Annotated in this window: 9 protein-coding genes; 4 read left to right on the top strand and 5 right to left on the bottom strand. The window is 70.3% G+C overall.

What is annotated here, in order from left to right; genetic code table 11:
• Positions 1 to 223: 223 nt before the first annotated feature.
• From KV106_RS00680 to KV106_RS00670, 3 genes are all read right to left on the bottom strand, one after another.
• A complete protein-coding gene (locus KV106_RS00680; RefSeq protein ID WP_261205964.1) occupies positions 224 to 1660 on the bottom strand; it encodes an MFS transporter in 1437 nt (478 codons plus the stop codon).
• 230 nt (positions 1661 to 1890) lie between these two features.
• Positions 1891 to 4704, bottom strand: a complete 2814-nt coding sequence (locus KV106_RS00675) for a sensor domain-containing diguanylate cyclase (protein ID WP_261205672.1) — start codon at positions 4702 to 4704, stop codon at positions 1891 to 1893.
• Positions 4705 to 4869: 165 nt separating this feature from the next.
• Entirely contained in the window at positions 4870 to 5580 is a 711-nt protein-coding gene (locus KV106_RS00670) for an FMN-dependent NADH-azoreductase (RefSeq protein ID WP_261205671.1), read from the bottom strand.
• Positions 5581 to 5707: 127 nt separating this feature from the next.
• Between KV106_RS00670 and KV106_RS00665 the strand changes: the two genes are divergently transcribed.
• On the top strand, positions 5708 to 6658 hold the full coding sequence (locus KV106_RS00665; protein WP_261205670.1) for a LysR substrate-binding domain-containing protein: 951 nt from the start codon (positions 5708 to 5710) through the stop codon (positions 6656 to 6658).
• On the opposite strand, the gene KV106_RS00660 is transcribed toward KV106_RS00665, so the two are convergent.
• Entirely contained in the window at positions 6659 to 7288 is a 630-nt protein-coding gene (locus KV106_RS00660; protein WP_261205669.1) for a TetR/AcrR family transcriptional regulator, read from the bottom strand.
• Between the two features lie 96 nt (positions 7289 to 7384).
• Between KV106_RS00660 and KV106_RS00655 the strand changes: the two genes are divergently transcribed.
• Positions 7385 to 8251, top strand: coding sequence for an NAD(P)H-binding protein (locus KV106_RS00655; protein WP_082321992.1), 867 nt, complete (start codon positions 7385 to 7387; stop codon positions 8249 to 8251).
• Positions 8248 to 8727: an anthrone oxygenase family protein gene (locus tag KV106_RS00650; RefSeq protein WP_057594810.1), complete on the top strand. Its 480-nt coding sequence runs from the start codon at positions 8248 to 8250 to the stop codon at positions 8725 to 8727. The genes KV106_RS00655 and KV106_RS00650 overlap by 4 nt, the downstream gene beginning before the upstream one ends.
• A gap of 133 nt (positions 8728 to 8860) precedes the next feature.
• Here KV106_RS00650 and KV106_RS00645 read toward each other — a convergent pair whose 3' ends face one another.
• Positions 8861 to 9766 carry an SDR family oxidoreductase gene (locus tag KV106_RS00645; RefSeq protein WP_057594811.1) on the bottom strand — a complete coding sequence of 302 codons (906 nt, stop codon included), beginning with the start codon at positions 9764 to 9766 and terminating at the stop codon, positions 8861 to 8863.
• A 204-nt stretch (positions 9767 to 9970) separates the two neighbouring features.
• Between KV106_RS00645 and KV106_RS00640 the strand changes: the two genes are divergently transcribed.
• Entirely contained in the window at positions 9971 to 12748 is a 2778-nt protein-coding gene (locus tag KV106_RS00640; RefSeq protein WP_261205666.1) for an ExeM/NucH family extracellular endonuclease, read from the top strand.
• The last annotated feature ends 32 nt before the right edge of the window (positions 12749 to 12780 follow it).

Raw genomic sequence — 12780 nt, 5'->3', positions numbered from 1 at the left:
GATTCGCCGAATCCGGCGGCCCTTGATTCAAGGACCGGTCGATGGTGGTTTTGCCAAATGTCAGTCCGAAGGCAGCAGACTTAGGCGCGCATTAGCGCTTTCTTCCGCCTTCGGAAACAGCGCGCGCAGGCGCGCGCACGGCGTGCGCGGCACGCCGTAGAAGCAACGGATTTGCAATTTCGCGCCCCGTGGTCAGGGCGCGGTCAGCAAGCCTGGGCGGCTGCTATTTCGGCGCGGCTTCGCGCCGTGCGAGCGCATGCATCTGCGTGGCCTCGCGCGGCAGCCACAGCGAGAGCGCGAACACCGCGAGGCCCACGACCAGCATCATCACGAAGGTCAGATGCAGCGAGCCGCCGAGCGCGAGCCGCAGCGCCGCGTCGCCGGCCGCGGGCGAGGCCGGGCCCTGCAGCAGCAGGCGCAGTTGCTCGTCGGTGAAGGCGAGCCGGCCGTCGGCGCGCGTGAGGCCGAAGTTGAAGACCGCGCCGAAGAAGGCCGCGCCGAGCGCGCTGCCGAGGTTGCGCGAGAACACGTTGGAGGCGGTGGCGCTGCCGCGATGCGCGACATCGACCGACTCCTGGATCAGGATCAGCGAGCTCAGGCTCAGCAGGCCCATGCCGAGGCCGATGACGAACGAGCCCACGCCCGCGAGCACCGGCGTGCTGCCCGCGGCGAGCAGCACGAAGCTCGAGCAGCCGACCGGGATCAGGGCCGCGCCGGCCACGAGGATGCGCCACAGGCCCACGCGCTGGAAGATGCGCGAGGTCAGCGTGGCGCCGATCGGCCAGCCCAGCATCACCATGGTCAGGGTGAGGCCCGCCGTGACCGAGGAGCGCTCGAGCACCACCTGCACGTACATCGGCAGGAAGGTGGTGATGCCGATCAGCACCATGCCCGCGAGCAGGGCCGCGCCGTTGACGGTGGCGATGACGCGCGCGCCCCAGAGCTTGAACGACACCATCGGGTCGGCCGCGCGGCGCTCCTGCCAGACGAACAGAACCACCGTGAGCGCAAAGGCCGCGGTCCAGCCCCAGGCGGAGGCGTCGTTGCCGATGCCGAACTCGGTGAGCGCGATCATCAGCGCCGCGATGCCGGCGGCGAACAGCACCGCGCCCACGATGTCGATCGAGGCGCGGCGCGTGGCCGGCGCTTCGTGCAGGAAGGCCCAGAAGCCCAGCGCGGCGGCGAGGCCGATCGGCACGTTGATCCAGAAGATCCAGGCCCAGGAGAGCTTCTGCACGATCAGCGCGCCGAGCATCGGCCCGAGCACCGCCGACACGGCCCACACGCTCGCGAGATAGCCCTGCACCTTGCCGCGCTCGCGCACCGGGTAGAGATCGCCCACGATGGTCAGCGCCACCGGCTGGATGGCGCCGGCTCCGATGCCCTGGATCAGCCGGAAGCAGATCATGGCCGGCATCGACCACGAGAAGCCCGCGAGCAGCGAACCGACGAGGAAGATCGCGATGCCCGCGAACATCACGGGCTTGCGGCCGTAGAGGTCGGAAAGCTTGCCGAACACCACGGTCATCGCGGTCTGCGCGAGCAGGAACGAGGCGAAGACCCAGCTGTAGAGATGCAGCCCGCCGAGCTCGGAGGCGATCTGCGGCATGACGGTGGAGACGATGGTCGCCTCGATCGCGACCATGGCCATCGACGCCATGATCGACGCGATGACCAGCGCGCGGTGGGTGGTCTTGGTGGGAGGAGCTTCGGGTGTCACGCAGGACTTCCTGGAGGCGCGGTGCGTCGGGGCACATCGGGGCGCGGGAAGCGCACGGGGCACGGGCACGGTTTGCGAAGGGCTGCATGCTATAGCCATCACGAGCCCCTGTCCGCCGCTCGGACTCTTCGCAGGATCAGGCAAGTGGGCGCGGGCGCCCTGCCCCGGCTTCAGCCCTCGCCTTCGGGCGGCTCGAGGAAGGACGGCTGCGACCGCGGGAACACCGCCTTGCCCTGGCTGCCCTCGCCCGGCGCGAAGAAGGCGTAGCGGTTGCGCCCCGCGGCTTTGGCGGCATAGAGCGCGGCATCGGCGCGCGCCAGCAGCTCGGCCGCCGTGACCGCCGATTCGGCCGGGCCGTGGAAGGCGATGCCGATGCTGGTCGCGACCTCGATGCGCTGGCCGTCGACCGTGAACACCGGGCGGTTGATGCGCTCCACGATCTTCGAGGCCACGGCCGCGACCGATTCGCGCTGCCGGATGTTCTCGATCACCAGCACGAACTCGTCGCCGGCCAGCCGCGCCGCCATGTCGCTGGCGCGCACGCAGGCCTTGAGCCGGCGCGCGTACTCGGCCAGCACCGCGTCGCCCACCGCGTGGCCCAGCGTGTCGTTGATGGCCTTGAAGCGATCGATGTCGAGGAACATCACGGCCAGCGAATGGCCGGTGAGCCGGCTGCGCAGCACGGCGTCGGGCAGGAACTCGTTGAAGGCCAGGCGGTTGGGCAGGCCGGTCAGCGTGTCGATGCGCGCGAGCTCGATCAGCTGGCGCTCCACCAGCTTGAGCGCCGTGATGTCGAGCGCCAGCGAGAAGATGCCGTGCGTGCTGCCGTCGCCGCGCGTGTCGGGCACGTAGATCACCTGCGTGACGCGGTCGTAGCCCGCGCGCTGCGTGCGCGCCTCGAACTCCACCTTCTCGCCGGCCAGCGCGCGCGCCAGCATCGGCCGGCGCGACAGGTAGACCTCGCGGCCCGCCACCTCCTCGAGATGGCGGCCTTCCACCTGCGAAGGCTCGAGGCCCAGCCATGCGTGGCTGGTGGCATTGGCGAAGGTGATGCGCTCCTCGCGGTCGATGTAGGTGATCAGCGCCGGCATGCTGTTGGTGATGGCGCGCAGCCGCAGCTCGCTCTCGGCGGCGCGCAGCTCGGCCTCCTTCAGGGCCGTGATGTTGAAGGCCATCAGGTAGAAACCCAGCACCTCGCCCTCGAGGCTGATGTCGGCGATCAGGTGGGTCTGGAAATGGCCGTCGCTGCCGTGGATCGGCGCATCGACCGGGAAGTGCGCGTTCTTGCCGGCCAGCACCGAGGGCAGGTGCGGCCGGATCTGCGCATACACCGCCTCGCCGAGCGAGGAGCGCAGGCTCACGCCCGCGAGCGGGCCGTCGAACAGGTCGGCCAGCTTCCGCGCGCGGCTGTTGGCGAACAGGCAGTTCTCGTCGCGGTCGAAGTAGCCGACCAGCGCCGGAATGCTGTTGGTCACGTCGCGCAGCCGGCGTTCCTGCTCCGTCAGGGCCTTGCGCACGTTGACCTCGTCGGTGATGTCGAAGGTCATCGCGAACACGCCGCGCACCACGCCCTCGGTGTCGCGGTCGGGGATGTAGTGCGCCTTGTAGGTGCGGTCGCCGACGCCGCGCGCGGGGTTGCCGGCCTTCTCGACGATCACGGTCTCGCCGCGCAGCGCGCGTTCGTAGTACGGCGCGACGACCGCGAAGTCCTCCGCGCCGCGCGCCTCGGGCATCGCGCGGCCGACCAGTTCGTCGTCGTCGTGCATCGCCTTCACGTGCGCATTGACGAAGGTGTAGCGCAGCGAGGCATCGACGTGCGAGACCAGCGCCGGGATGTTGTCGGCGATGGTGCGCACCTGGGCCTCGGAACGCGCCAGGCTCAGTTCGCCGGCGCGCTGCTGCGCCATCAGCTGGTCGAAGCTGCGCGCGAGCTCGCCGATCTCGTCCTGCGCATAGCGCGCCGGCGGCTCGGGCACGCCGGCGGCCGGATCCTGCGCCGACTGCATGCGCCCGTGCAGCGCGGCCAGCGGCGTCAGGCGCCGCCGCACGAAGCCCAGCGCGAGAGCGCCCGCGAGCAGCGCCGCCAGCAAGCCGCCGCCGAGCGCCACGCGCTCGATCGCGTCGATGCGCGCGAAGGCCTCGTCGCTCGGGTACATGGCGCCGACGATCCAGTTGGTCTGGTCGGTGCGCTGGAACGCGAACAGGCCCCGCACGCCCGACTCGTCGGTGCCTTCGCTGGTGCCCTCGAAGCCCGCGATCGCGCGCCGGATCTCGGGATTGGCGCCGTTCTCGGTCGGCAGCCGGTTCAGGATGAGCGCGGCGTCGGGATGGTCGACCACCACGCCGTCGGCCGTGAGGATGAACAGGTAGCCGGTCTTGCCGAAGCGCACGTCGGCCAGGTCGCCGAGGATGTTGCGGTCCTTGAGGTTGAGGGCGCCCGACACCACGAAGCGCACCTTGCCCTGCGCGTCGAGCACCGGCTCGGTGATGGCGACCTGCGCCAGCCCGTTCAACCGGTTGCGGTAGGGCCGCGAGATCAGGCCCAGCCCCGACTGCACCGTCTGCTGGAAATAGGCGCGGTCGCGGATGTTGATGGTGCCGACCTGGCTGGCATTGCTGAGGTTGGCGACCAGGTTGCCCTCGAGGTCGAGGAAGGCCACGTTGTCGAAGGCCAGGCGCAGCGACTTGTGCTGCTCGAGGAAGGCTTGCAGCGGCCGGCCGTCCTGGAAGTTCTGCGCCTCGACGCTGTCGACGAAGGTCTGCAGCAGGATGCGGCGGCTGCCGAATTTCTGGTCGACGCCGGTCGCGATCGAGGAGACGCGCGCGAACTGCTCGCCGGTGATCGAGGCGCGCAGGCTGCCGCGCACCAGTTGCAGCGCGACCATCGCGATCGCGACGGTCGCGGCCAGCACCACGGCGGCGACGCCGAGGCTGACGCGGGTGTGGAGTCCGAAACGGCGATGGAACGGTCGCGAAGGGGTCATGAATGAGATGAAGGCCAATGGCGCGCCGGGGTTCCGTGCCGGCTCGTGCGACCTGGGGCGAGTATCGGTGCGTTCGTCGGTCAGCGGAAGGTGAGAAACGTCATGCACCTCCGCTTCCCGATACGCGGCGGCGGCCCGAACGGATGCAGCCGCCGCGCCCGGCCGTCAAACGGCGATGGCGGGCCGCCCGGCCGCCGGCGCCGTCACCGCCCCGGCCAGCGCATCCACCATCGCATCGACCTCGGCCTCGGCCCGGGCCAGCGAGTCGGCCAGCAGCGCGCCGCCGAACTCGTCGCCCTCGGCCGCGGCTTCGTGCACCTCGGTCAGGCCGATGTACGAGAAGGCCGTGCGCACCATCGCCTCGCCATGGTTCATGTGCGCGATGCGCCCGCCCGGACCGTAGCCATGGTCGCCGCGCGCGCCCAGCAGCACCAGGCGCTTGCCGGGCGGCAGCATCGGCCAGTACGGCACGGCGCCGCGCGCGCGGTCGAAGCCGAAGGTGCGGCCCACGCGCACCACGTTGTCGATCCAGGCCTTGAACTGCGCCGGCACGCCGAAGTTGTACATGGGCAGGCCGACCACCACGAGGTCGGCCGCCAGCAACTGGTCGACCAGGCGGTCGCTCTCGGCCAGGCGCTCGGCCATCCAGGGCTCGCGCTGCTCGGGCGCGGTGAAGGCGGCATGGATCCAGCGCCCATCGACGAAGCCCGGCGGCTGCTGGCCGACGTCGAGGTGCTCGACCGCGTCGCCGGGCCGCAGGGCCTGCCAGCGCTCGACGAAGCGGGCCGACAGGCGGCGCGAGTGGGAGCCATGGGGATCGGTGCCGGAACGGCCCGGGCGCGCGCTGGTGTCGATGTGGAGCAGTCGGAGGGACATGGTCGGTGGTCCTGGAGATGAGTGAATGGATGTCTTTCGTCTCGCGATGCCAGAATGGCGATCGGCCGAGGCGTAGCGAGAATCTATGGGCCTCTCCGCCGTCTCACAAACGATCGTTTTTCCTTCAATGAACGAGCCAGATTCATCTGTCAGGTCACCCAGGCGATTGCCGCCGCTGCAGGCGCTGCGCGCCTTCGAGGCCGCGGCGGCGCATGGCAGCTTCCTGCGCGCGGCACGCGAGCTGTCGGTCACGCCCTCGGCCATCAGCCACCAGGTGCGCGCGCTCGAGGACACGCTGGGCCAGCCGCTGTTTCGCCGCCTCACGCGGCAACTGGCGCTCACGCCCGCGGGCGAGCGGCTGTTCGAGGACCTGCGCCAGGGCTTCGATGCGCTCGAGGCCGGCGTCGAGCGGCTGCGCCGGCCGGCCGCCACCCAGGCCGTGACGCTGAGCACCAACACCGCCTTCGCCGCGCGCTGGGTGATCCCGCGCATGGCCGCCTTCCGCGCGGCCTGCCCGGGCATCGAGCTCAGGCTGCATGCGAGCGACACGGTGGTCGACCTCGCGCGCGGCGAGGCCGACATCGCGGTGCGCCTGGGCAGCGGCCGCTGGCCGGGCCTCGCGGCGCGCGCGCTGATGCCCGAGCGCTACGCGCCGCTGTGCAGTCCGATGCTGGGCCTGGCGCGCGTGGAAGACCTGCCGCGGCACCGGCTGATCCATTGCGACTGGCAGCCGCAGGCCCATGCGCCGGCGCTGTGGCCGCGCTGGTTCGAGGCGGCGGGATTGGCGCCGCCGCGCGGCCGCTCCGCGAGGCAGGCGGCGAAGGAGGCGCCGGAGGCCGAGCTCTCGTTCTCCGACGAGACCCATGCGATCCTGGCCGCGCTCGGCGGCCATGGCGTGGCGCTCTTGAGCCTCACGCTCGCGGCCGAGGAACTGCGCAGCGGCGCGCTGGTCCAGCCCTTCGGGCCGGCGCTCGATACCGGGCGCTACTTCCTGGCCACCGCGAACGGGCGCGAGGACGAGCCAGCGGTGCGCGCGGTCTGGGACTGGATCGCGTCGCAAGCACAGCCGGCTGGCTGATCAGTCCTCGAAGGGCCCGGCGATCTCGCGCAGCGCCATGCGCTTGTAGGCCGCGACCAGCGCCGCGCCCTCCTCGCTCGCCACGCCGATCGCGAGGCGGATCGTGGCTTCGCCCAGTTCCCAGATCAGGAAGGCCGACTGCTCGATGCGTTCGCGCTGCGCGTCGCCGTGCACCTTGCGCATCGCCTCGGCCAGCATCGCGCCGGCAATGCGGCTCTCGGCGATCTGCAGCCCCAGCAGTTGCTTGTCGGCCTGCATGCCGCTCCAGATGTCGCGCATCACGGGCCGCGCGACGACGATCTCGAAATAGCGGTCGACCAGCACCGAGAAGGCCCGCCGCAGGCTCGCGAGGTCGTGCACGTCCTTCAGGCCCTCCTCGATGCAGCCGCGGCTGTGGACGTTGATGCGCTCGGCCAGCACACGGATCAGCGCGCTCTTGTCGGGGAAGTACTGGTAGAGCGAGCCGATCGAGATGCCGGCGCGCGCGGCCACCTCGCTCATCTTGAGCGAGTCGCTGCCGCCGCGCGCGATCAGCTCCGAGGCGCATTCGAGGATCAGCTCGACCCGCGCCTTGCTGCGCTCCTGCGTGGGGTTCTTGCGGGCGGCCGAGGCGGTGGCGATGGAATTCATGGCGGATCGGGCTCGAAAAAAACGGTTGACGCTCGAAATGTGAGGGAATATCATTTTTTACGTGAGTAGTCCTCACATTAACCGAAGGAGTCCGAGATGGCAATCGATCAGGTGCAGATGCGGGACGATGCGCGTCCCATCCTCGTGCTGGGCGCTCACGGCAAGACCGGCGCGCGCGTGATGGCGTTGCTGCGGGCCGCCGGCCACGCGGTGCGCGCCGGCTCGCGCGGCGCCCGTCCCGCCTTCGACTGGAACGACCGCGCCACCTGGGGCCCGGCGCTCGAGGGCGTGCGCGCGGTCTACATCGCCTACCAGCCCGACCTCTGCGTGCCCGGCGCGGTCGAGACCGTGCGCGCCTTCTGCGAAGCGATCGCGCGGGCCGGCGTGCGCAAGGCCGTGCTGCTGTCGGGCCGCGGCGAGCCCGAGGCCGAGGACGCGGAGAACGCGCTGCGCGCCAGCGCGCTCGACTGGACCATCGTGCGCGCGAGCTGGTTCTTCCAGAACTTCAGCGAGAACTACTTCCTCGAGGAGATCGTCGCGGGCGAGATCACATTGCCCGAGGGCCTCGCGCCCGAGCCCTTCGTCGACGCCGACGACATCGCCGAGATCGCGGTCGCCGCGCTGCTCGATCCCGAGGGCGGGCGCCATGGCGGCCAGCTCTACGAACTCACCGGCCCCGAGGCACTGGACTTCCCCGAGGCGATCCGCCGCATCGGCCAGGCCGCCGGCCGCGACATCGGCTGCCGCATCGTGACCATGGACGACTACGCCGCCGCGCTGGGCCAGGCCGGCCTGCCGGCCGATCTCGCGTGGCTCGTGATCTACCTCTTCAAGACCGTGCTCGACGGCCGCAACACGCCGGTGGCCGACGGCGTGCAGCGCGCGCTGGACCGCCCGCCGCGCGGCTTCGCCGAGTACCTCGCGCGCACCGCGCCCACGGGTGTCTGGGGAGCCGCGTCGTGAGCGGCAAGCTGCTGAGCGCGCTGGTGCTGGCCGGCGCGCTGTCCAGCGCACTCGTCGCCGGCATGTTCTACGCGTTCTCGTCCTTCATCATGGCCGCGCTGGCACGCGTGCCGCCGGCCGAGGGCATGCGCGCGATGAACGCGATCAACGTGACGGTGATCACGCCGAGCTTCATGGCGCTGTTCATGGGCACGGCCGTGCTCGGCATCGCTCTCGCGATCTGGTCGCTGTTCTCGATCTCGCAGGCCGACTCGCAGCTGGTGCTGCTGGGCGCCCTGCTCTACCTGCTCGGCTGCTTCGGCGTGACCATGGCCTTCAACGTGCCGCTCAACGACCAGCTGGCCGCCGCACCCACCGAGGCGCTGTGGCACAGCTACCTGCGGACCTGGACGATGTGGAACAGCGTGCGCACCGCCGCGGCCGCGCTGTCGTCGGCGGTGCTGGTGGCCGTGGCGCTGCGGCAGGCCGCGGGTTGAAGGCGGGAGCGGGCAGCCGAACGCAGAGGGCGCGAAGGTTTCGCAGAAGTCGCAGAAGGAACAACCAAAAAATGGATGTTCTTCTGCGACTTCTGCGCTCCTTGGTATTCCTTCTGCGTTCGGCTGTCCGAATTCAAGGCGCGCGCAACTGCTCGCGCAGCCTGGCGCCGATCTCGGGCCGCTCGAGGAAGGGATCGGCGGGGTTGGTGATCGAGACGATGTTCTCCATGCGGCTGCGCACGTTGCCCAGCGCCTTCGGGTGGCTGAACACGTAGAACTGGTTGGCGCTGATCGCCTCGAAGACCTTGGCCGCGACCTCGGCCGCCGTGATCTTGCCGCTGCTCACCGCCTTGTTGCTCATGGCCTGGCCGATCAGCTGGCTCTTGGTGAGCTCGCTCTGCTTGGGCGCATCGGGCCGGTTGCGCTCGCTGCTGGTGATGCCGGTGGGCACGAAGTACGGGCACAGCAGGCTGGCGCCGATCTGGTCGGTGACCAGGTTCAGGTCCTGATACATGGTCTCGGTGAGGCTCACGACCGCGGCCTTGGCCGCGTTGTAGATGCCCATGTTCGGCGGCGTCAGCAGGCCGGCCATGCTCGCGGTGTTGGTCACGTGGCCGCGGTACGAGGGGTCCTTCGCGGCGGCCTCGAGCATCATCGGCACGAACAGGCGCACGCCGTGGATCACGCCCCAGAGGTCGACGCCGAGCACCCAGTCCCAGTCGGCCACGGTGTTCTCCCACACCAGGCCGCCCGCGCCCACGCCGGCGTTGTTGAAGACGAAGTGCGGCGCGCCGAAGCGCTCCTTGACGGCGGCGGCCAGCGCTTCCATCTGCGCCGCGTCCGACACGTCGACCTTGCGCGCCAGCACCTGCGCGCCGGCCGCTTCCATCTCGGCCTTGGCCTTGTCGAGTGCGTCCTGCTGCACGTCGACCAGCACGAGGTTCATGCCGCGCGCCGCGCCGATGCGCGCGCATTCGAGTCCGAAGCCCGAGCCCGCGCCGGTGAGCACGGCGGTCTTGCCCTTGAAGTCCTGAATCATTGGATACGTTCCTTTGGAATGGCTCTGCGCCGAGCATTAGAGCGCGTCGGCGCGCACGCGGCTGTCGTTCGGGCGACGCATCGCGAAGCCTTTGGTTTACGCATGGGCCGGCAGCGCCAAAGGGTGTCTCCGAAGCTACATACAAGCTGCCTATAAACCGCCGCAGCCCGCTCGCCGGTCCTTCATTCCATCCAGAAAATTTCCATGATCCATGCAGCGCCGAGGCCGACCTGGCAACTCAGAACTTTGGTACTCGCGGCAGTCGTCGCGCTGAGCGCCTGCGGCGGCGGTGGCGGCGGCGGGGGTGTCTTCCCCTTCGTTCCCCCGCCCTCCTCCGGTACCGCGCCGCCCGCGGTGCAACCGCCGCCGCCCCCCCCGCCGCCCACCTGCGCGGCCGCCGTGCCGGCCGACGCGCCGCTCGCGGCCATTCCCGCCGTGCAGGGCACGGGCCACCTGAGCCCGATGGCGGACCAGGGCGTGACCGTGCGCGGCGTGGTGGTCGGCGACTTCCAGGCCACCGGCACCGGCGACACCAGGCTCAACGGCTTCTTCGTGCAGTCGCTGGTGCCCGATGCCGATCCGCTGACCTCCGAAGGCCTCTTCGTCTACGCGCCGGCCAATGCGACGCGCGTGGCGGTCGGCGACTACGTGCAGGTCTCGGGCACGGTCACCGAGTTCGGCCAGACCGCGGGCGCCAACGCCAAGCCCGACAGCATCACGCAGATCGCGGGCACGACCGACAAGCCCGTGGCCATTTCCATCTGCGGCTCGGGCCTCGCGATCGCGCCGACCCCGATCACGCTGCCGGTGGCCGACGAATCCACGCTCGAGCGCTATGAAGGCATGCTGGTCGAGATCGCGCAACCGCTGGCCGTGTCGGAGCTGTTCGAGCTGGGCCGCTACGGCCAGCTGGTGCTGTCTCTCAACGGGCGCCAGTTCAACCCCACCAACGGCAACGCGGCCGCCACGCACGACCAGAACCTGCTCGCGCGCATCGTGCTCGACGACGGCTCGTCGCGCCAGAACCCGAACCCCATCCCCTACCTGAGCGCCGCGGGCACCGACGGCACGCGCCGCATGGGCGACACCACGCAGAAGGTCACGGGCATCCTGAGCCACAACTTCGTGGCCTACCGGATCCAGCCGACCGAGGCGACCAGCTTCGCGCAGGCCAACCCGCGCCCGGCCACCGCGCCCGCGGTCGGCGGCACGCTGAAGGCGGCGAGCCTGAACGTGCTGAACTACTTCACCACCTTCCAGAACGGCGAGAACGCCGCGGGCCAGACCGGCCAGGGCTGCACGCTCGGCAGCGAGGCACCGAGCGCGGGCAACTGCCGCGGCGCCAACAACCGCGCCGAGTTCGATCGCCAGCAGGCCAAGATCGTGGCCGCGATCGCGGGCCTCGATGCCGACGTGATCGGCCTGATGGAGATCCAGAACACCGACGTGGCGACCGACAACCTCGTGGCCGCGCTCAACGCGAAGCTGGGCGCGGGCACCTACGCCTCGGTGCGCAGCGGCAGCTTCGGCACCGACGCGATCAAGGTCGACATCCTCTACAAGCCCGCCAAGGTGCAGCGCGTCGGCGGCCTGGTGTTCCCCACCGGCACCGACCTCGCGGACTACGTCGCGCCCAGCGGCCGGCCGCCGCTGGCGCAGCGCTTCAGCGCGGTGGGCAACCACGGCGGCTTCTGGTTCGTGGTCAACCACCTGAAGAGCAAGGGCAGTTGCCCGAGCACCGGCGACATCGACCTGGGCCAGGGCTGCTTCAACCTCGCGCGCACGAAACAGGCGACGGCGCTCAACAGCTTCGTCGCCAAGCTCAAGGCGCAGGGCGAGGCCGACGTGCTGATGATGGGCGACTTCAACAGCTACCTGCTCGAGGACCCGACCAAGGTGCTCGAGTCGGCCGGCAACGAGAGCCTGCTCAAGCGCATGCCCGCCAACGACCGCTACACCTACGTGTTCGGCGGCGAGACCGGCGCGCTCGACCATGCCTATGCCTCGGGCTCGCTCGCCACGCAGGTCGCGGGCGTGGGCGTGTGGCACATCAACGCCGACGAGCCGACCGCGCTCGACTACAACACCGACTTCACGACCGACGACCGCTACGCGCCCACGCCGTACCGCGCCTCGGACCACGACCCGGTGCTGGTGGGCCTGAACCTCGCGGCCGACACGGCCGTGACGCTGCCGATCCTCGGCGGCACCATCCCCGCGACCGCCCGGGCCGGCGAAAGCTACGGCGTGACGATCACCGAGGCCCTGCCCGGCGGCAGCGCCACCCTGACTTCGCTCTCGGTCGACTGGGGCGATGGCAGCGCCGCGACGACCGCGCCGGGCGCCGGCACGGTGACGCATACCTACGCGGCCGCGGGCAGCTTCGACGTGGTGATCACGCTGACCAACTCGGCGGGCCAGACCGCCACGCGCTCCGGAACCGTCGCTGTCAGCAAGATCGTGGTGGTTCCGCCCGGCCCGCCCGACCTGTTCTTCAGCGAGTACATCGAAGGCAGTTCGAACAACAAGGCGATCGAGCTCTACAACCCGACCGCGGCGACGCTGGACCTGAGCCTCTACACCGTCAAGCTGTACTCGAACGGCGCGAGCACCGCGACCAACACGCAGGTGCTCAGCGGCACCCTGGCACCGGGGGCGACGCTGGTGCTCTCGAACAGCGGCGCCACCACGCCCTTCAAGCCAGCGGGTTCGATCGTCAGCAGCGTGGTCAACTACAACGGCGACGATGCGCTGACGATCGAGAAGTCGGGCACGGTCATCGACCGCATCGGCCAGGTCGGCGTGGACCCCGGCACCGAATGGAAGAGCGGCAGCGTGAGCACGCTGGACCAGACGCTGCGCCGCAAGCCCACCGTCAAGGCCGGCGACCGCAATCCCCTGCTGCCCTTCGATCCGGCGGAGCAGTGGGACAGCTTCCCGATCAACACCTCGGACGGCCTGGGCTCGCACACGGTGAACTGAGCGGGAGCGCCGGGCCGGCGATCGACGGCCCG

The sequence above is a fragment of the Variovorax endophyticus genome (assembly GCF_025376855.1).
GTDB lineage: Bacteria > Pseudomonadota > Gammaproteobacteria > Burkholderiales > Burkholderiaceae_C > Variovorax.
This window is presented reverse-complemented; position numbering and strand designations above follow the sequence as displayed.